The following is a 20593-nucleotide window of genomic DNA, read 5'->3' as shown; positions in this document are numbered from 1 at the left end:
ACTGTTATGCTAAGACAAGCCAAATTGCTTTTATATCAAGTAGTATTCTAGCTTAAATGGCTCACACAAGATATTTATTCTAAGCTATAAATGTGGTATGTCTATTATAGAAATAGACAGATATGACAGAAAGGGGATTGTGATGTCGCAAAGAGAAAGTGGAACTGTAAAATGGTTCAATGAGAAAAAAGGATTTGGCTTTATTGTTAATCAAAATGGTGACGACATATTTGTTCATTATAAAGATATACAAGGCGCAGGATTCAAAACACTTCATGAAAATGATTCAGTGACCTTCGTTCTTGATAAAGGGCCAAAAGGATTAAAAGCTCAGGACGTTATGGTTACTTCTGAATAATATCCCTGGCAACAAGGATTGTTCAGCAAACTAATCAAAGTTCATTACCTGGCGAGGGAGTACTGTTCCCTCGCAAGAAGCTTGGTATTTTCTTAACTATTGTACCCAAAATATAATTCTCTGCGCCCAGGCTTTTATTTATTTCTTGACCAATATCTTGGGTAGTCGTTATCATCTTATCATAATAATTTCGAGACTTTCATCTATCCCCATTTGCGGATTGTGACGCTTGCATTATCAACAGTCTCCTGAATACCCCTAATTAACCAGAGGAGAAATTGAATGGACTCCGAAAAGCGAGTAGCAGTGATCACTGGTGCTGCCAGCGGAATTGGATTGGCATTAACAGAAAAATGTCTGGCCGAAGGAATGAATGTGGTAATGGCGGACATTTCAGTGGCGACTTTATGTGATAAAGTTGAACAATTAACTGCAAAGTTTGATTCAGATATCCTTGGAGTTGTTTGTGATGTCAGCCGCCCGGAAAGTCTTCGACATCTTGCCAAACAGACGATCGAGAAATTTAATCGGGTTGATTGGTTATTTAATAATGCCGGGATTAGCGGCCATCTGGCCCCTTTATGGGAGTTGACCAATGAACATATCCGTAAGGTGATGGATATCAATCTCTTTGGAATTATTCATGGTGTTCAGGCTTTCCTGCCTTTTATGTTCAAGCAGACTCATCGAGCGCATATTATCAATATGGCCAGTCTTTATGGTTTATGCAGCGGTTCCCAGATGACAGCTTATGCCATGTCGAAACATGCTATCGTGGCTTTATCGGAGTCTCTCCACTTCGATTTGCAAAGACTTTCCAAACCAGTAGATGTTTCCGTAGTATGTCCTTCATTTGCAAACACTCAGTTACTAAGCAACTCATCTCCATTGCATAATGATGTATTTCATGACATGTTAAGTGAGTTAATCGCACGAAGCCGGCCTGCAGAGGATGTTGCTGAGCATATTGTGAAAGAAGTAAAAAATAATGTCTTCTATGTATTGCCAGATCGAGAAGTGAAGGACTATTGCGAGCAGCGTACTCAGGCAATATTAGAACAAACACCTCCGCACCAGCATAGCCTGGAAAAGATACTGGCCTCTCTCAGTCGAAGAGCAATGACGATAGAATAGGAAGCGATTATGAAACGTATATTTGTATTTATCGTTGTCTTGTTGTCAGGCATTACACATGCCCAGCAGTTTAAGATTTTCTGGCGCTGTGCGGATACACATCTGGAGGCCATTGAGTCGCAAGCCAGCCTGAATGGTAAACTTAGCGATCTCTATATCAATTACGCTCCACCGGGAAATAAAGGTTTTAATTTTTCACCGGTTAGCAAAAAAAGTCTTGTTGAGCTGCCGAAAGAGGTTGTTCATGGTAACTATCTGATGCTGGGTATAAAAGGGGAATGGTTGATGAATTGCGTCGGCCAGGTTGTTGTAAGTCCCAATTATCATTATCCAAAAGTAGTTTTTGATGCGGGCAAAAATGCCTATGGTTGTCCGCTTATTCCCAAAAATTGTGCGGGAGAGGGGAGCGTGGTTCTTCTCGACTATTAATTTTGGCTCGCACCTGCTTCCTGTTTGGGAACTGAGGCAGGTGCATTCATCTACGAGCTTTTAGGTGTGCCACCACGGTGTTGCGATAGTATGTTAGTCTGTGCCTGTGCTTCAGCGGGTCTGGCACTGGGTTTGAAAAACTGTGGTCTGGCTCCCGGGTTTGCTTCTGACTGATCTGAATGTGTGGGAGTAGCAGTTTGCGGAGGCATCAAAGGATCAGATTGGGTCACATCGTAGTCGGGATCACTCATTACCGTTGGCAAGCTATTTGTTTTTCCCAACAGGTTACCAGCTGATTCGGAAGGCGGAGTGGGGAATGACTTGGCCTTATACTTTGATCCTTTTTCAGGTTCTTTCTCCTTATTTTTACTACGTACTATACTTGGCAGATTAAGCAGGCTGCTGCCCATTCGATCCAGAAAGCTTTTTTTGCTCTGCGCTGATGACTCAGCAGCCGCTGGTGCTACTGATGCAGCGGGTTCTATAAAAGGCGTCTCATCGACAACCGCCTGGTCGCCAGGCAGATAATGTTTTACACATTCAAGATGCCCCATCTGAAACCCTGCCTGATAGGCAGACAGATAGTCCCGAATGGGCTTGCCCTGCGTTGGCTCTGACAGCTCTCCGGGTGTTCGCCCTAATTTGGTAATAGTAACCGCCACGATATTTTTCACATGAGCGATATGATCAATATCCAAACTACCTTCGCCGGCTATGGGGGTATATCGATTAAATAATTCAGGATTTTGGGTACCATCCGGCTTTAGCGGGCCCTCATAACCGATTACATGAAGGTTGATGTTTTGGGGTATCATTTGCGGATATTTCGACAAATAATTATGTAAGTCATTCAGTATTTCCGGATTATCATCCAGGATATAAAAATCATGTTTTTCAGAATCGTTGCGGTACTTTAATGCAAATTCATACATCTCCCAAATGGCAATTATTAATTTGCTTTTATCATGAGCCCATTCGAGATGCTTATATTGTTGCTTTCGTGCTTCACTAATTTTTTTAGGATCGTATTCATTCGCAAGATTAACAAACTGTTTTATTGCCTCCATTGCAGTTCCATAAGGCTGCTTATTAAAAACATCTGCCATCAGCATGTTATTCGGAGTGGCATCAATTGCTTTACAGATTAAATTAAAATAATAGAAACCCGAGCCGCTTTTATTAGTGAAAGCGTTGATTGAATCATCTAAATAACATTGTCTGTTGCTAAACACATAAGCATCTGAGGATGCGTATTCTGATGCTTCGGCATTAAAAAGCTGAATCAGGTCTCGATTCACTTTATAAAAAATTGCCGTCAATTTGCCCAGATGCTCTTGATATATTGAGCCTAACTCTTCCGTGTTATTTGAGTTAATTGCTTTCTCTTCAAGCGCGCTTAGCTTTTTCTGCAGGTTTTCATAACCTTCTTCTGCTCCCTGGGTATAACGATAAAAAGCAGCGTTTAGCAGGCAATTATCGATATCAAATGCAAAGCCGCGTCTTTTGGGCATAATTTGTTTCTCAAGAAAACGAATGTTGTGTTTAGATTAAAGCACAGATTGGGCAAAATGTCATCATATTGCGTGGTTTGTGTGTCTGGTCGAATTGCTTAATACCGCCTGGGTTTGACATCACAGCGCTTTGTGATTAACTTAGCGGGTTTATATCATAAAATCGAATAAATAGAATGAGATGGTACGAATTATTAGCTAAAAGACACTTTCTTCCCCTGTTTATCACTCAGTTCTGTGGCGCATTGAATGATAATGTGTTTAAGCTGTCCATGCTTACATTAATCAGTTACCATCTTAGTACCTCTCAAAGTCAATCCGAACATTTCCAGGCCTTGGCCGGTGCCTTATTCACGCTTCCTTTTTTTCTCATTTCAGCGACCGCAGGACAACTGGCTGACCGCTATGACAAGGCAACAATTTCAAGGGTTGTTAAATTATTGGAAATTATTCTAATGATTATTGGGAGTATTGCGCTGTATCGAGGGAGTATAGTTCTTCTGATGTTAACGCTTACCGGAATGGGAATTCACTCAACTTTTTTTGGTCCTATCAAATACGCCATACTTCCCGATCACTTACCCAAAAGCCAATTACTTAATGCAACCGCATTAATTGAAGCCAGCACATTTCTGGCTATTTTACTGGGTACCACCCTGGGTGCTTTGTCGATCGGTAATACAGGCTCCAAGGTTCATCTGGCGGTATTTATTATTAATTTTACTGCGGTTACTGGTTTGATTTTTAGCCTGTTTATTCCTAAAGCTCCTGCCTCTGCAAGCCAGTTCACTGTGGATTGGAACGTTTGGAGAGCCACAAAAACCATGCTTCGGGAAGTCGTGCATAATCCGAAAGTATTACCGGCAATACTGGCAATATCCTGGTTTTGGCTTATCGGGGCAGTTGTATTAACCAAACTACCGGATTATACGCATTATATTTTGCGTGCGGATACAACCGTTTTCGCATTGTTTCTGACATTATTTTCAATTGGAATAGCACTTGGTTCAATGGCTATCAGCCGATTCCTGGCTGGACGGATTACGATACAGTTCGTGCCTTCAACCATGCTGCTTATGACCTTGTTCGCCGCTGATCTATATTGGGCTACTCCAGCGCTCAATAGCCAATTGCCTTTGCAAAGCTTAATTCAGTTTATGTTAAAGATTCAAAACTGGCGGATTATTTGTGATTTCTTCTTCTTCTCTGTATGTGGCGGATTGTTTGTTGTTCCTCTGTATACCTATTTGCAAATTTGTAGTGAAGAAGGACAAAGGGCGCGCACCATCGCTGCCAATAATATTTTCGGAGCGCTATCGATGGTTCTTGGTAGTCTGCTGATCATGGTGTTGCTGCAATTTAATATTAATATTGCATCAATATTTATCATTCTTGCCGTGCTTAATGCTGTGGTGGCCGCCGCTTTCTGGGGCACATTAATTTATAGTAACCGAAAAATTACAATGGGAGCGTGATTAAACCAGGCCATGCCCGTTTGCCTGGTTTTGCAATAAACAACGCCGCTATTTCATTTTTTTAACCAATCTTTGGCAGGTAGAAAGTCACTATACAATAAAGCTTCCGGGGTACCTGATTGTGGATGCCAATCATACCGCCAGGAAACCTCCGGAGGCATGGACATCAGAATAGATTCCGTACGCCCGCCTGATTGAAGTCCAAACAGGGTGCCTCGATCATATACCAGATTAAATTCCACATACCGCCCACGGCGATAGAGCTGGAATTCTTTTTCCTGCTGTGTGAAATGACAGTTTTTTCTGGCTTCCACTATCGGAAGATACGCTTTTAAAAAATGATTGCCTATGCTTTTCATGAGTCCAAAACTCTCTGTAAAACCCAGTTCATTGAAATCATCAAAAAACAGGCCGCCGATCCCGCGTGCTTCCTGACGATGCTTAAGAAAAAAGTAGTCATCACACCATTTCTTAAAACGGGGATAAATATCTGTTCCAAAAGGGTCGCAGGCCGCTTTGGCAGTTTGATGCCAATGGATACAGTCTTCTTCAAAAGGATAATAAGGTGTTAGATCAAAACCGCCCCCAAACCACCAGGCTGCTTCATTCTTTTGATTTCTGGCAAGGAAAAATCGGACATTGGCATGAGTAGTGGGAATATAGGGATTATGGGGATGTATAACTAAGGAAACGCCCAGCGCATCAAAGTGGCATCCAGCCAATTCAGGACGTTGCGCGGTAGCAGAAGGAGGTAACTGATCTCCATTGACCTGGGAATAATTGACGCCGGCTTTCTCAAAAATCCCGCCGTTAGCCAGTGCACGTGTTATACCGCCGCCGCCCTGAGGCCTTTGCCACTCATCGGTGATAAAAAATGCCTTTTCATCGATTTGTTCCAATCTTTCACAAATTTCATTCTGCAGATTAAGAAGATAATTTTTTACCAGTTCAATACCATTGGATGGAAGCTCATGCTGGTTCATTGTTCGGACCCCCTGATGGACAACTCAAATTGGCACATTAATTGCTTGGGCATTAGCAGTTAATGAAGGAGTTGCTATGGTTGATTTGGATACTTATTTTGGCACGCATTCCAAAGCCTTGTTACTAAGAGAGCAGCGCGCTGCTCAACTGGCTACCAACATCACAAATGCTGATACCCCTAACTACAAGGCAAAAGACCTTGATTTTAAGAGCGCCCTGGAGAATGCAATGGGATCTTCGCCCGGTCAAATGGTAACTGACCAGCCAACTCATATCAATGCTTCCATTGATTTTTCGGCGCAATTAAAATTTCGCCAGCCTAATCAGATTTCATTGGATGGAAATACTGTAGATAAGGATTTGGAAACGACCGAATTCGCAAAAAACGCTTTGTCCTATCAGGCATCCCTGTCCTTTCTTAGCAGTAAAATTAAAAGCATGCTCATGGCATTAAGAGGGGAATAATGTCTTTAGGTAAAATATTTGACATAGCCGGCACAGGACTTGCAGCCGAAACAACGCGTATGACCGCCAGTGCAAGCAATATGAATAATGCCAATGTGGCAACTGGCAACCCGGATGAAACGTATCGGGCTCAGTATCCTGTCTTTAGTACAGTTCAGGAGCAAATGAGTGGTCTGGCTGGACTGGAATCCAGACCCGGGGTTAAAGTGACAGGAATCTATGAAAGCGAAACCCCGCCGATACAGCGTTATGAACCTAATAATCCCCTTGCTGATGCGGATGGATTTGTTTATGCACCCAATATCAGTTATGTGGAGGAGATGGCCAATCTGATTTCTGCCTCACGTTCCTATCAGATGAATCTGGAGATGATTAACACCACCAAGCAGTTAATGCAGCGGACACTGCAATTAGGTGAATAGTGTAAGGACAAAATTATGTCAATGGATCAAATTAATGGCATCAATTCAGTAGGCAGTAACATGACCACGCCGGGTAATAATCTGGGGCAGAAGGATTTCCTCAGGCTGATGATTGCTCAGTTTAAAAACCAGGATCCCACCAGTCCCAAAACAAATGGCGACTTCCTGGCTCAACTTGCTCAATTCAGCACCAATGACGGGATAGGAAAAATGCAAGAATCAATACAACAGCTGGCCAATTCTCTACAATCGAATCAGGCACTCCAGGCTTCATCTCTGGTAGGTCGAAAGGTATTGGTGAATAGCAATACTGTCAAATTAGCGGCAGACGGGGAGTCAAAAATATCTGTCGATCTTCCTGCCCCAGTTAATAAAATAACAGCTTCAATTTACTCGGAAACAGGTGAGCTGATCAGGCAAATTCCTCTGGGTCAACATGGAATGGGCTTATTTGATTTTAGCTGGGATGGTATGAATCAGCAGGGTGAGCGTGTTCCTGCGGGTAACTATGCGATTAAGGTAAATGGAATTTTTGACGGCAAGGAAGTCGCTTTAAGAACAATGACTGCCGCTAATGTGGATAGTGTAAGCCTTGGACAAAATGGAGAAGGTGTCAAACTGAATGTAGCCGGTATAGGCTCATTAACACTGGATCAGGTCAGGCAAATTACTGCTTAAATCAGCAATATGAATTTTGAAATGGTCAGTGATGACCTGTTAAATAATGCAGGAGGCAATTATGGTTTTTGGAACAGCGATCAGTGGAATCCAGGCCGCTTCAAAAGACTTGGAGGTTACCGGTAATAATATAGCCAATGCCTCTACTTATGGATTTAAAAGTTCGCGCGCAGAGTTCGCGGATGTTTATTCTACAGGAAGTTTTGGCGGCGGGCGTTACGCAATCGGTAATGGCGCACGCCTGGCTCGCGTGCAGCAAATGTTCGGGCAGGGCCAATTCGTTTTCAGTAATAACAGTCTTGATTTGGCAATCAGCGGCTCTGGTTTTTTTGTTTTGAATGATCAGGGTTCAAGAGTTTATTCGAGAGCAGGAGCATTCGGTGTTAATAAGGACGGATACATTGTGAACAGTTCTAATCAGCGTCTTGTTGGATACACCGCTGATGATAATGGACAAATTACTACCTTAAGCGGCGATTTAAAGGTTCAAACTGCTAATATTAATCCTCAGGCTACTTCCAGAGTGACTGCAGGCTTTAATCTGTATGCCAATGCGACGCCACCGACCGTGGACTGGGCTGGCGGCAGCAATCCTGCAACGGATACCTACAATAATGTCGCTTCGTCAACGATTTACGACAGTTTGGGCAATTCACATGTTCTGTCAATGTATTTCATCCGTGCCAATGCGGATGCTGCTGTTGGTGATCCCAATGCGGCTTCACCTGCAGGAACAGCTAATCAATGGTATATCGCTTTCCAGATCGATAATCAGAATGTTCCAGCCAATGTAGGGAGTCAGAATATTGACAACCTATATCGTGTCAATTTTAATTCTGACGGATCCTTTGCCGGGGTTAGCGATACCTCCAATACTCCTTTAGCCAATAACGTAATTCCTTTGGGCATGGCCTTAAGTAATGGCGCAAATGCATTGAGTTTTGATGTCGATTTGTCCGATACAACACAATTTGGCAGTCCTTTCGCTGTACAGGAGAATGTACAGGATGGCTATACAACCGGTCGACTGGATGGTCTTGATATTAACGATGAAGGGATTGTTTTTGGCACGTATACCAATGGACAGTCACGTGCAATGGGACAGGTTCAACTCGCTAATTTTGCCAATCCGGATGGTTTGCAAAATCTTGGCGATACCAACTGGGCTGAGACATCGGCCTCTGGACAGGCACTGATCGGAGCGCCGGGAACCGCGAGCCTTGGACTTATTCAGTCCGGTGCACTTGAAAATTCCAATGTGGATTTAACGAGTGAGCTTGTCAATCTCATCACGGCACAGCGAAATTTTCAGGCCAATGCGCAAACCATACGTACAGCGGATGCTTTAGCGCAAACCATTATTAATATTCGATAAACGGAGTTGAGATGGATCCTCTTTTGTACAATGCAATGAATGGCGCTCTACACAACATGGATCGCCAGTCATTAATTGGGAATAATCTTGCTAATTCCAACACGCCGGGATTTAAGGCTGATATGGCTCAAGCCTCGAGTATGTATTTTAATAAAGAGAATCTGAACGGCGGAGCTCTGGTTGTTGCAGACGTGAATGCCAGCGATTTCACCCCAGGCCCACTTTTGACAACCGGGAGAGATTTGGATGTCGCGGTGCAGGGAGAAGGCTGGTTTGCTGTGCAGGATGGTTCCGGAAAAGAAGCTTATACGCGTGCGGGAAGTTTTCAGATTAATGAAAATGGCATGCTGATAACGTCTAATGGGAGACCTGTTCTAGGTGATGGCGGCCCAATATCAATTCCACCGGCGCAAAAGATAGAGATCGGCAGTGACGGCACTATTTCAATCGTTCCGCTGGATGGGAATCCTGATGAACTCGCTGTTCTCGATCGTTTAAAACTGGTAAGAGTCAAAAACAATGAACTGATTAAAGGCGGCGATGGCTTAATGCGGCTTCAAAAAGGTGGCGTGGCCCCGGCAGATGCTGATATTATGATTACTCCCGGTGCATTGGAAGGCAGTAACATCAATGCAGTGAACGAAATGGTTCATATGATTGAAGTGGGAAGAGAGTTTGATGCAGAAATGCAGATAATTCAAACAGTTAATGAGAATTCACAGAAGCTCGCGCAGATTTTGCAACTCTAGGCGGCCATGTGAACAGGATTTGAGGAATAGCAATGGAACCTGCACTGTGGGTCAGTAAAACAGGGTTGGAAGCCCAGGATAAAACAATTGCCAATATTGCCAATAATCTGGCGAACGTCAATACGACCGGCTTTAAGAAGGGACGGGCAGTATTTGAAGATCTGATATATCAAAACCTGCGTCAGGCAGGTGCTCAGGCTACACAAAGTACCGAAATTCCTACGGGCATTAATATGGGAACCGGCGTTCGTATGGCAGCCACGCAGAAAGTGTTCACCCAGGGAAGCATACAAAACACTCAAAACTCTCTCGACGTTGCGATACAGGGACGAGGCTTTATGCAGGTTCTACTGCCTGATGGCACACAGGCGTATACGCGGGATGGCACCTTGCAGATTGATTCACAAGGCCAAATCGTTACAGCGGATGGCTATGTCATACAGCCGCCGATTACCATACCCGAGCAAATGATAAGCCTTACCATTGGAACAGATGGTACCGTTAGTGCCCTGACTGCCGGAAATAATATACCGACACAGATAGGTCAGATTCAGTTGAGTGATTTTATTAATGCCACCGGCTTACAACCCATTGGACAAAACCTTTTTTTAGAAACCCAGGCCAGCGGTCCGGCGCAGACCGATAATCCGGGAAATAATGGATTGGGAACTCTGCTTCAGGGATCGCTTGAAGCTTCCAATGTGAACGTTGTTGAAGAACTGGTCAACATGATTCAGGCTCAGCGTGCCTATGAAATTACCGCCAAAGGCATTCAGACTGTGGATAATATGTTGCAATATTTGACGCAAACGGTCTAATGGAACAGTAATGGGTTTATTACGCATTGTATCAACAGGTGTTTTAATCAGTCTCCTGACAGGCTGCGAATTATTTCATCCACCAATTGCCGGCACTGATCCTGAGTATGCCCCCACTTATCCGGTGACCCCCGATGTCAAAAAAAGCAAATATATGAGCGGGGCGATTTACAGCGCTGAAAGTGCTTTACCCTTATTTGAAACCCCCAGAGCCAGACACGCAGGGGATATCGTTACTGTACTGCTTATTGAAAAAACGGATGCGAAAAAACAAGCGACCACCCGACAACGAAAAAATGACAAAATGCAGATTCTGACCGCCAAATTCATGGGGCGGCCTATCGATTTCGGTTCTGGCTATAGTGCCGATTTTGACATTAATGCCAAGCGTCAATTTGACGGCGATGGACAATCAGTCCAAAACAATAAACTGGCAGGCAGCATTTCTGTAACGGTAGCCAAGGTACTTGCTAATGGAAACATGGTCGTGCAGGGTGAAAAATGGATCCAGATTAATCAGGGTAAAGAGTTTGTGCGTCTTTCTGGAATTATCAGACCGCAGGATATCTCTCCGAATAATGTAATCACATCAGATCGTATTGCCAATGCGCGTATCTATTATGGTGGAACAGGACAGGTGAATAATACCAATGCTCAGGGCTGGTTCTCCCGTTTTCTCTGGGGTCCCTGGTTTCCTGTATAGCGTCCTTCCTGTATAGATTGATGGATTTGAATATGGATAGTACATGCTAAAAATTTACACCTTATTTCTTTTACTTTGCTTTGGCTGCGTCCATGCTGAACGTATTAAGGATGTCGCAACATTGGCGGGGGTACGTACCAACCAGTTGGTAGGCTATGGTTTGATGGTAGGACTTGATGGCACCGGTGATCGAGCCGGCACCAAGTTTACAGAGCAAAGTTTCGGTAACATGCTGACGCAACTGGGAATTAATATTCCACCAGGCACAAAACTCAATTCAAAAAACATAGCCGCGGTAATGGTGACTGCCAACCTGACCTCGTTTATGAAAAAAGGGCAGACTATTGATGTGAATGTATCGTCTATCGGTGACTCAAAAAGTTTACGAGGCGGCACTTTGCTGCTTACTCCCTTGAAAGGGGCGGACGGTCGGGTTTATGCGATGGCACAGGGTAACGTGGTGGTTGTGGGGCTTAGTGTTACCGGAGAGGATGGCTCCAGTGTCACAGTGAATGTTCCAAGCGGCGGGCGAATTCCCAATGGAGCAACCGTTGAGGTGGATATTCCAAACCCATTCTATTTTTCGAGAACGCTTACCTATAATCTGCGGGTTCCTGATTTTACAACAGCCAAACGAATGAGTGACGCAATCAATGAAATGATGGGTCCCGAAACGGCCCATCCTCTTGATGCAGCCTCTATTGAAATTACCGCGCCTCGCTTGATGTCACAGCGTGTCGATTATGTGTCGGTACTGGAGAATATTGAGTTTCTCCCGGGTGAAGCTGAGGCTAAGGTTATTATCAATGCGCGAACTGGCACAGTGGTGATTAATCAATTAGTAAAGGTCAAGCCGGCAGCTGTTTCTCATGGAAATCTGATTGTCACTATCAGTGAGAACCCTCTGGTAAGCCAACCCAATCCATTTGCAAACGGGCGGACAGTCGTTACACCGGAAACTCAAATCAATGTGCAGCAAAAGAATAACCGTGCCTTTGTATTCGCTCCTGGCGCCAATTTACAGGATATTGTGAAAACATTAAATTCAGTTGGAGCAGCTCCCGGCGACATCATCGCGATACTGGAAGCTTTAAAACAGGCAGGCGCTCTGAATGCCACCTTAATTGTGATATAAGAAATTAAAGCAGGAAAAACAATGACGATAGAAGGGATTGCAGTTAGTGATTTTAAGCAGTTGAACGATTTGAGACATAAAGCTCAAACAGATTCAAGGCAAGCTCTGCCCGAAGTGGCCAGACAATTTGAAGCAATATTTTTGCAGTCAATGTTGAAAAGCATGCGAATGAGCCAGCATTTCCTCGATGACAGCAATCCACTAAGGGGAAAGCACCAGGAAACATTCCAGGAAATGCTGGATGGTCAATATGTGAATAATATTACAAGCAGACAAAGTATAGGTCTTGCGAGCATGCTCGCTCAACAACTGGAAAAAACCTTAGGCGGTGCTCAGGTGACGAGTGCTGCCGACCCCATGCCAGGGATTTCCGCAGATCGCTATCTTAAGAACCTCCATCCAACAACTTCTTCCCTCAAGCCTGAAAACGCAAGCAGTATTGATGATTTTGTAAAATCCGTTTGGCCTTATGCCCGTCAGGCTGCCAGTGCGATTGGGCTTGATCCTAAAATTTTAATGGCGCAAGCCGCCCTTGAAACAGGATGGGGAAAACACATTATTAAAGATGAGAATGGTTTAAGCAGTAATAATTTGTTTAATATAAAGGGAGTGCAGGGGGATAAGGAAAATTCGGTGGAGATCAAAACCACAGAATACATCGCAGATACGCCGATTAGGATGAATGCCTCTTTTAAACGTTATGCAACTCCTGGCCATAGTTTCAGTGACTACATTGATTTAATCAAAGGCGACAGCCGCTATGAGGCAGCTCTTGCGAATACCGCAGATCCACAACGCTACATTAATGAACTGCACCAGGCGGGTTATGCAACGGATCCTTCCTATGCATCTAAAATTTTGTCAATATATAATGGAGGCGAATTGCAACAGGCTTTAGAGCGCAATGGTTTTTTATAAAATTGAATTGTGCCTGGACAGCATTCACCTTGTAAACTGTCGGATAGGAGAAAGACAGCATGGCAAATATTCTGAATATAGCGACTTCCGGACTCCTGGCCTTTCAGCGGGGTCTGGATCTCACCGCCAATAATATTTCAAATTCAAAAACACCTGGCTATACCAGACAAATGCTGTTGTTAAAAAGCCTGCCCTCACAGCGGTTTGCCGGATCGTTTATTGGGGCGGGCGTAAATCCGGCCGAAGTGAAGCGCAATAGTGATCGTTTTGCAACGCAGCAAGTTCGGGAAACTTTAACTACCAAGTCACAATACGATATTTTTTTCGAGCAGGCGTCTCAGATTGACAAATTGCTTTCGCAGGATGGCACCAGCATTTCCACCACGCTGCAAAACTTTTTTAATGCATTGGGCCAGCTTAATGAATCGCCTGATAATACGGCTTCTCGAGGCGTTGCCTTAAACCAAAGCCGTTTGTTAGTTGAACAATTCAGAACAATGCAGCTTCGTTTGGATGAGTATCAGCATAACAATAGCCAGCAACTTGATGAAGCGGCCAATCAGATTAACCGTTTAACTGCGGATATAGCGAAGTTAAATGAAAAAATAAGCGTTGTCGGAAACTCCCCTGAGTTACTGGACACACGCGATGAGTTATTACGTCAGCTTTCCCAATATACAGACGTTATTGTGGTTGACGATGGGAACGCGGGCATTAGTGTTGCTATTGGGAGCGGGGAAGTTTTAGTCAACGGAACCAATCATCGAAACCTTGCAGTGCTACCCGGATTTAATGGACAAAGCGGGTCTCGACTGGCAATTCAAAATGGAACTGCTTTCATTGATGTGACTGATAATCTTCATTCCGGGATGATTGGAGGATTGCTGGATTTTGAAGATACAGTGTTAAAGCAAGCCAGTGAGCTTTTGGGGCAAATGGCTATAGGTTTGGCAAGCCAGTTTAACCAGCAGCAACGGCTGGGTATGGATATGAATAATGCAATTGGCAAAAATGTATTTACCGATTTCAATGATGTCATGAGCCAGATAGCCCGCGCCATCCCCTCATCGCTTAACACTGGTACCGGCGTCATGTCAGTAAATCTGTCGGATCTTGGCCAGGTTAAACTAAGTGATTACGAGTTATTTGTCACCAATACAGGAAGCAATGAGGTACGCATTTTAAGAAAATCGGATAATCAATCCTTTGTAATGAATTTAACAAGCTCACCCCCTGCACCTCCGGCAGGTCAATTGCAGATAGATGGAATGACCATCTCGATTGATAATCTCTCCAATATGGCGAATGGTGATCGTTATTATTTTAATCCCACCAAAGGAGCCGCTGGCAAACTGGAGTTAACCATCAGTGATTCCAAGGATTTCGCCCTGGCTTCTCCAGTCCGTGTTCTGGCGGCACTGGGCAATTCAGGACAGGGAAGGGTTCAGTTGGGCGATATACTTGATACCAGCAGTGTAAACAAGGATTTTAGAATTGAATTTATTTCAGATACCCAGTATAACCTGGTCAACCTAACTGATGCAGTGACTAGTGGTCCCTTTAGCTTTACTCCTGATTCCGATAATCTGGTGCAAATACCGGATACGTTAAATCCTTCCTATTCGATTGTTCTTTCAGGCAGGCCTGCTGCAGGAGATCAATTTAATGCCTCCTATAATACCAATGGTTTTGGAGACAATCGTAATGGCCTTAAGCTTGCAGCCATACAGAAAGCTAACTTGTTTGAAGGTGGAACTGAAAATCTCTCCGATCGCTATGCTAATTTATTGGCGCAAGTCGGTAGTAAAACCAATCAGGCTAAACTGCGCAGTGAGGCTGCCGATATATTGCATAAGCAGGCCCTGGATTTCAGAGACAGCAAGAGTGCGGTGAACCTGGATGAGGAAGCTGCCAATCTCATTCAATTTGAACAGGCTTACCAGGCGGCCAGTAAATTACTTACTGTAGCCAGTGAAATGATGGATGTCCTATTTGCGGCAATGAGGTAGATCATGCGCATATCAACAAATCAGATTTACAGACGCGGTCTGGATAATATCCTTGAGCAGCAACTACAAGTCTCCAAATATCAGGGCCAGCTCTCTTCTGGTAAAAAAGTTCAGTCGCCTTCGGACGATCCAATTGCCGCTGCCAAAATCAGTTTAATGAAACGGCGAATTGCTGCGACTGAACAACTCCAGAAAAATAAAGAGGGCGCTCAGGCGGCTGTCAGCCTTGAGGAACAGGTTCTGGGGAATACAGTAAATGTGGTTCAGCGCATCAGAGAACTGCAGGTACAAGCCGGCAATTCTGCACTTTCAGAAGCAGATCGTCTTTCTATTGCTGGCGAAGCCCAAACATTGCTTAATCAACTGCTTGATTTATCCAACAGTCAGGATAGTAATGGCTATTATATGTTCAGCGGCGGCTTAACAGGAATACAGTCATTTAGTAAAGACAGCAGTGGCCAGTATGTTTACAATGGCGATGACTCCCAACGGTTTCAGAATGTGACGGACAGTATGGGCGTGGCACTGAATGACGCGGGTTCCGATGTGTTTATGCGTATTCGTAATGGAAATGGCTATTTTGCAATCAATCAAACCGGGACAACAAATACGGGAACAGGGGTCGTGAGTTCAGGGGGTATTGTTAACTCAACACCTTATGTACCTGATAATTATACATTGCAATTCAGTTTAAACAGTTCAAATCAATTGGTGTATATGGTAAGCGGTGCGACTGTGGGTAATGTCATCCCGCCTAGCGGAAATCCCGACGATGCGCCTTTATATTCGGACGGTGAGTCGATAAGTTTTAATGGAATCCAGTTTAAGGTGAGTGGAATGCCCAATTCTGGAGATGATTTTTTAATTACTCCCGCCAGAAACGAATCTATCTTCTCTACTGTGGAACGGATGATTAATAATTTAAAACAGCCAGTCACCACTCCTGCCAATAAGGCGGCTATAGAAACTGAAAATAATCAGATTTTAGAACAGTTAGATAGTAGTCTGGATAACTTGCTTGCTTTCCAGGCTCAAACGGGAACCAGGCTCAATCAGTTAGGTATTGTCGAAAAATTAAATGACGATTTATTGTTAGTTAGCCATACCACATTGGACGGGCTGGAGAATGCAGATTTAAATGAAACTGCTGTTAATTTAAATCTCCAGCTGATATTTCTCCAAGCTGCCCAGCAAAGCTTTGCCCGCATTCAGGGATTGACGGTATTTAATTATCTTTGAAGTATTTTATGTTACCAGATTTTAATTTCTGGCGGCATTTCTTCCCAGAGAAAGATTTTTAAGTCAACTTTGCCATTTTCAACAATAACTCCTTCTGCCTCAAGCTTACTTTTCTGAGTCTCGAAAATGGAGGAAGACGGCGGAAAAGAGAGTTGTCCGTTTGACTTAATAATTCGATGCCAGGGAAGCTCATGTTTATCGGTACAGGAATGAAGCAGCCAGCCCACTCCACGAGCTCCTTGCGGACTACCGGCGAGCCTGGCAATAAGTCCATAAGTGGCAACACTGCCTTCAGGTACCGAACGAATGAGTCTGATTACATGTTTAGAAAATTCAGTGCGCTGGTCTTTCATGATACTTACCGGAGCAGGGTGGATGGTCAATAGCTATTGTTATTCATTCTTCATGGATTTTGAAGTATTTACAGGGGCTTTTATGTTTCCAGATCATCAAAGTGAGAATAAACTTAAAATGGCTGCAGATGGTTCAAGTTCTTTCAACTGAGACGGCAAGTTACTAAATATCAACTATACCCATCTAGTCTTCTTTTTTTGTGGCAATGGTCGCTTTTCTTAACAGTTGCTCCATTGTATCGGCGTTTAAAGGCCTGCTAAGCAAGAAACCCTGCATTTCATCGCATTCCTGATCCTTAAGGAAATTGATTTGGTGTTCACTTTCAACTCCTTCAGCCAATACCCGAAAATTCAAGCTTCTCGCCATCGCGATAATTGCTTCGATAATGACTTCATCGCTTCTGGATTTTGAAATATTCTGTACAAATGACTGATCGATTTTTAAGCGATCAATGTGAATTTGTTTTAGATAATTGAGGCTGGAGTTGCCGGTACCAAAATCATCCAAGACAATCTTAACGCCTATTTTATTCAATTCATGAATCATTCGTTGTACTTCGATATGGGTAATGATCACATTTTCAGTGATTTCAATTTCCAGATATTCGGGAGGTATCTGATATTCATTGAGAATCGACAGGACTGTTTCTGCGAAATTCCATTGCTTTAGCTGCTGAGTCGCTACATTCACAGCGACGCGTACCAGAGGAAGTCCTCGGTCGCGCCACTCAATTATTTGCCGGCATACCTCTCGAATCACCCATTCCCCTATCGGTATGATGAGTCCGGAATCTTCAGCTACCGGGATAAAATCGAGGGGTAAAATAATACCCTTCTCGGGATGCTGCCAGCGGATTAAGGCTTCTAATGCCAATAAATGGGTTTGATCTATGTCAAACTGGGGTTGATAAACGAGAAAGAACTCTTGATGGTTAATTGCCCGGCGCAGTTCATTTTCCTGTTTAAGGCGCTTCAAACTCTGATGATTTAACTGATTGATATAAAACTTAAGCTGGTTTCCGCCTTGTTCTTTAGCCAGGTACATTGCCAGATCAGCGTGTTTTAGCAGGGTATTGGCTGTTTTGCCATCAGTCGGATAAATACTGATACCGATACTCGCACTCGTGTTAATTTCCTTGCCCATAATCATAAATGGTTGGGTAAACAGCATTAAAATTTTATGAGCCACATTAAGACTTGCTTCCGATTTATTTAATTCAGGAATCAGCATGACAAATTCATCACCACCCAGGCGTGCCAGAGTATCCTCTTCCCTGACTAAAGAAGAGAGGCGCTTGGCAACAGCGCAGAGCAATTCATCTCCAAACTGATGACTGTAACTGTCATTGACTAGTTTAAACCGATCTAAATCGAAAAAAATTATAGCGAAATAACGGTCATGCCTGGCAGATGACGCGATGGCCTGTTGAATGCGGTCATGAAGTAATACCCGATTGGGTAATCCGGTTAAGGGGTCATGGGTCGCCTGATACTCAAGTTTTTGTTCCAGCAAGGCCTGGTCCGTTATATCACGAAAACTCCATACACGGCCAACTATACCATCATTAATTCTGTGGGGCTGAGAACGGCACTCCAGAATTCTGCCTGTTTTAAATTTAACTATTATTTGACTGTTTTCATTGATCTCATGAGCCAGGTAATCAATTTGTTGTAAAAGTTCCTCAGCATCCTGCAATTGTTCAGCCATGTATTCCAGCATTAATGTTGCATTGCCCAGCTCCATGATGGATTCAGGAATTTCCCACATGGCAACAAATTTCGTGTTGTAGTCGATGATTTTATTATCGAGATTAACAACCAGAATACCATCAGCAGAGGATTCAATGGTGGCTCTTAGCAGTGAAAGCGATTGCTGTAATGATTCGGTTCTTTCCTTGACGATGCGATTTAATGATTCCGTATGGCTTCTGGACTCACGCGACAGCAGCCATTTCTTAGTCAATGCGCAAGCCAGTTGGCGCACCGCCACTTTGTCAAAAGGCTTTTTAAGCACCAGGAGGTTATCTGTCATTCCGAGGTTAGTAACAGTTTCTTCCCAGGAGTAATCCGAGTAGGCAGAGCAAATAACGACCTGAATATCTCTGTCAATCTCCCACATACGCTTTATGGTTTCAATACCGTCCCAGCCTGGGGGCATACGGATATCTACGAAAGCCAGTGCATAGGGTTTTCCTGCATAATAGGCTGATTTTATTTTTTCAACCCCTTCCATTCCCTGAGAGGCTGTATCAATTTGAAATTCAGGCAGAAAATTAGGATTTTCTTTAGGCTGACTGTCGCCAAACAGCTCCATATCGAGCTTATCAAACAATGGAGATCGTTTTTCAGTAGTCAACACTTTAATGAAATCCTGATGGATGGCAGGATTATCATCAATTATAATAATACGTAATTCGATGTCATTCATTGAAAATCCGTTTCGGTTGAAGATTATCTTTCTGAGAGGGTAGTGTTAGCTTAAATACTGCTCCTTTACCCAATCCCTCACTGTGAGCGGTTAAAGAGCCTCCCATTTCCTGAGTGGATAAACCCGCGCTATGTAACCCAAACCCATGCCCATCTGCTTTGGTGGTAAAACCAAAAGAAAATACTTTATCCAAGTTTTCAGGATCAATTCCTATTCCATTATCTTTTACAGTAATATGAATGCTGTCATCATATTTCTGAGCAACTAATTCGATCTCCTTGTGCTTATCGCTATTAGGCATAACTGCGTCTTTTGCATTATGAATCAGGTTAATCAGAATCTGCAGCAGTTTGGATTTATCAGCGGTAATAAAAACGGGCTCGAGCTCTTTATTAATCTTAATATCACCTGCTAAATTAATGGCTAATTTTAAAGCAGTGTTAATGATATCGGGAATGAAGACTTTTTCTTGCACTCCTGGTACGCCGCTGAAACATTGCTGCATGGATACTATTTCTTTAATATGATGTAAATTTTTATGAATATTAGAAATTTCTGTTTCACATTTTTGATTGTTTTCTATAATGATTTCGCTTAATTTTAAAAGATACTGGGGAACCAATTTACCTTTGGGATCTTCATTAAAATATTTGGCTAAATCAGTTTCATTACTCTGAATCATGTTGATAATCTGGCTTAGCTTCTGATAATAGGGCTGTTTAAATTCATCTCTTAAAATATTGATGGAAAGATTAGAGCTGTTTAAAATATTGCCGATGTTATGCAATATGGAAGTAGCCACTTCTGACATGCCTGCTCGTCTGGCTGATTGCACGAACTGATTGTTTAATTCCCGAATTTTCTCCTCGGCCTCTTTTTCCTTGTGAATATCCCTGATTATTCCTGCCAGTTGGCCTGGTTCTTCAAGACAGTGGGCGACAATATGATACCATTTGTACTGGCCTTCAGAGTGTTCTATCTGAATTTCGCAATCATAATTGATTCCCTTTTCTATGGCGTTAGCGACCAGATGTTTGAGTAAATCGCGATGGTCAGGGTGTACCAACTTGAAAAACTCGTTATAGCCTGGGGCTCCATGCAAGGGTTCCATATCAATAATTCGATATAACTCTTTTGACCAGATTGCATTGCCGGTGTTGTGGTCATAAAACCAATAACCCATTTTTGCGATGTGCTGAGCCTGCTCCAGTTTTTCATTGAGCTTTTGCATTTCGCGAGAAGAGATATCCATGGAGCGTTCAATCAGGTACCTGTCCTGATCAGCTTCCTGATATGTTTTATTAATACGCGAAAGCAGCTCTTGCCATTTATTTAAATCAGGCGGCAATTGATCAATCCTTAATTGCAGGCGGTTTAATTGTCTGGCCAGGAGCTTGTGAACGTCCATCG

At 43.3% G+C, this 20593-nt stretch carries 20 protein-coding genes; 15 read left to right on the top strand and 5 right to left on the bottom strand.

Annotated features, from left to right (window positions below; genetic code table 11):
• Positions 1–142: 142 nt before the first annotated feature.
• From DYH61_RS08500 to DYH61_RS08490, 3 genes are all read left to right on the top strand, one after another.
• A complete protein-coding gene (locus DYH61_RS08500; protein WP_058507434.1) occupies positions 143–358 on the top strand; it encodes a cold-shock protein in 216 nt (71 codons plus the stop codon).
• 282 nt (positions 359–640) lie between these two features.
• Positions 641–1492, top strand: coding sequence for an SDR family NAD(P)-dependent oxidoreductase (locus DYH61_RS08495; protein ID WP_058507435.1), 852 nt, complete (start codon positions 641–643; stop codon positions 1490–1492).
• 9 nt (positions 1493–1501) lie between these two features.
• A complete protein-coding gene (locus DYH61_RS08490; RefSeq protein ID WP_058507436.1) occupies positions 1502–1921 on the top strand; it encodes a hypothetical protein in 420 nt (139 codons plus the stop codon).
• A 50-nt stretch (positions 1922–1971) separates the two neighbouring features.
• Here DYH61_RS08490 and DYH61_RS08485 read toward each other — a convergent pair whose 3' ends face one another.
• Positions 1972–3432 (bottom strand): hypothetical protein, encoded by a 1461-nt coding sequence (locus tag DYH61_RS08485; RefSeq protein ID WP_058507437.1) that lies wholly within the window; start codon positions 3430–3432, stop codon positions 1972–1974.
• A gap of 176 nt (positions 3433–3608) precedes the next feature.
• On the opposite strand from DYH61_RS08485, the gene DYH61_RS08480 reads away from it, so the two are divergent.
• Positions 3609–4907 carry an MFS transporter gene (locus DYH61_RS08480; protein WP_058507438.1) on the top strand — a complete coding sequence of 433 codons (1299 nt, stop codon included), beginning with the start codon at positions 3609–3611 and terminating at the stop codon, positions 4905–4907.
• 53 nt (positions 4908–4960) lie between these two features.
• Here the strand turns inward: DYH61_RS08480 and hemF are convergent, their stop codons facing one another.
• On the bottom strand, positions 4961–5890 hold the full coding sequence (gene hemF, locus DYH61_RS08475) for an oxygen-dependent coproporphyrinogen oxidase (protein WP_058507439.1): 930 nt from the start codon (positions 5888–5890) through the stop codon (positions 4961–4963).
• Between the two features lie 76 nt (positions 5891–5966).
• Here hemF and flgB point away from each other — a divergent pair, with 76 nt between their 5' ends.
• The 11 genes from flgB to flgL all read left to right on the top strand — a co-directional run bounded on the left by flgB (position 5967) and on the right by flgL (position 16402).
• Complete coding sequence (gene flgB, locus DYH61_RS08470) at positions 5967–6356, top strand: flagellar basal body rod protein FlgB (protein ID WP_058507440.1); 390 nt, start codon at positions 5967–5969, stop codon at positions 6354–6356.
• On the top strand, positions 6356–6778 hold the full coding sequence (gene flgC, locus DYH61_RS08465; protein ID WP_058507441.1) for a flagellar basal body rod protein FlgC: 423 nt from the start codon (positions 6356–6358) through the stop codon (positions 6776–6778). Before flgB ends, flgC begins: the two co-directional genes overlap by 1 nt.
• A gap of 15 nt (positions 6779–6793) precedes the next feature.
• The gene (locus DYH61_RS08460) at positions 6794–7456 is read left to right on the top strand and encodes a flagellar hook assembly protein FlgD (protein WP_058507442.1); all 663 of its coding nucleotides are present in this window, start codon (positions 6794–6796) and stop codon (positions 7454–7456) included.
• 61 nt (positions 7457–7517) lie between these two features.
• Positions 7518–8831, top strand: coding sequence for a flagellar hook protein FlgE (flgE, locus tag DYH61_RS08455; RefSeq protein ID WP_058507443.1), 1314 nt, complete (start codon positions 7518–7520; stop codon positions 8829–8831).
• Between the two features lie 11 nt (positions 8832–8842).
• A complete protein-coding gene (flgF, locus tag DYH61_RS08450) occupies positions 8843–9580 on the top strand; it encodes a flagellar basal-body rod protein FlgF (RefSeq protein WP_058507444.1) in 738 nt (245 codons plus the stop codon).
• A 32-nt stretch (positions 9581–9612) separates the two neighbouring features.
• Complete coding sequence (flgG, locus tag DYH61_RS08445; protein ID WP_058507445.1) at positions 9613–10398, top strand: flagellar basal-body rod protein FlgG; 786 nt, start codon at positions 9613–9615, stop codon at positions 10396–10398.
• Positions 10399–10408: 10 nt separating this feature from the next.
• On the top strand, positions 10409–11101 hold the full coding sequence (locus DYH61_RS08440) for a flagellar basal body L-ring protein FlgH (RefSeq protein WP_058507446.1): 693 nt from the start codon (positions 10409–10411) through the stop codon (positions 11099–11101).
• 43 nt (positions 11102–11144) lie between these two features.
• Positions 11145–12236 carry a flagellar basal body P-ring protein FlgI gene (locus DYH61_RS08435; RefSeq protein WP_058507447.1) on the top strand — a complete coding sequence of 364 codons (1092 nt, stop codon included), beginning with the start codon at positions 11145–11147 and terminating at the stop codon, positions 12234–12236.
• A 21-nt stretch (positions 12237–12257) separates the two neighbouring features.
• Positions 12258–13154 carry a flagellar assembly peptidoglycan hydrolase FlgJ gene (flgJ, locus tag DYH61_RS08430; RefSeq protein WP_058507448.1) on the top strand — a complete coding sequence of 299 codons (897 nt, stop codon included), beginning with the start codon at positions 12258–12260 and terminating at the stop codon, positions 13152–13154.
• Positions 13155–13213: 59 nt separating this feature from the next.
• Positions 13214–15163, top strand: coding sequence for a flagellar hook-associated protein FlgK (gene flgK / locus DYH61_RS08425; RefSeq protein WP_058507449.1), 1950 nt, complete (start codon positions 13214–13216; stop codon positions 15161–15163).
• Between the two features lie 3 nt (positions 15164–15166).
• Positions 15167–16402 carry a flagellar hook-associated protein FlgL gene (gene flgL / locus DYH61_RS08420; RefSeq protein WP_058507450.1) on the top strand — a complete coding sequence of 412 codons (1236 nt, stop codon included), beginning with the start codon at positions 15167–15169 and terminating at the stop codon, positions 16400–16402.
• A gap of 11 nt (positions 16403–16413) precedes the next feature.
• Here the strand turns inward: flgL and DYH61_RS08415 are convergent, their stop codons facing one another.
• The 3 genes from DYH61_RS08415 to DYH61_RS08405 all read right to left on the bottom strand — a co-directional run bounded on the left by DYH61_RS08415 (position 16414) and on the right by DYH61_RS08405 (position 20591).
• Complete coding sequence (locus DYH61_RS08415) at positions 16414–16755, bottom strand: MGMT family protein (protein ID WP_058507451.1); 342 nt, start codon at positions 16753–16755, stop codon at positions 16414–16416.
• Positions 16756–16939: 184 nt separating this feature from the next.
• The gene (locus DYH61_RS08410; RefSeq protein WP_058507452.1) at positions 16940–19183 is read right to left on the bottom strand and encodes an EAL domain-containing protein; all 2244 of its coding nucleotides are present in this window, start codon (positions 19181–19183) and stop codon (positions 16940–16942) included.
• Positions 19176–20591, bottom strand: a complete 1416-nt coding sequence (locus DYH61_RS08405; RefSeq protein WP_058507453.1) for a PAS domain-containing sensor histidine kinase — start codon at positions 20589–20591, stop codon at positions 19176–19178. Before DYH61_RS08405 ends, DYH61_RS08410 begins: the two co-directional genes overlap by 8 nt.
• Positions 20592–20593 lie beyond the last annotated feature (2 nt).

Origin of the sequence: Legionella quinlivanii (assembly GCF_900461555.1) — a bacterium.
GTDB lineage: Bacteria > Pseudomonadota > Gammaproteobacteria > Legionellales > Legionellaceae > Legionella_C > Legionella_C quinlivanii.
This window is presented reverse-complemented; position numbering and strand designations above follow the sequence as displayed.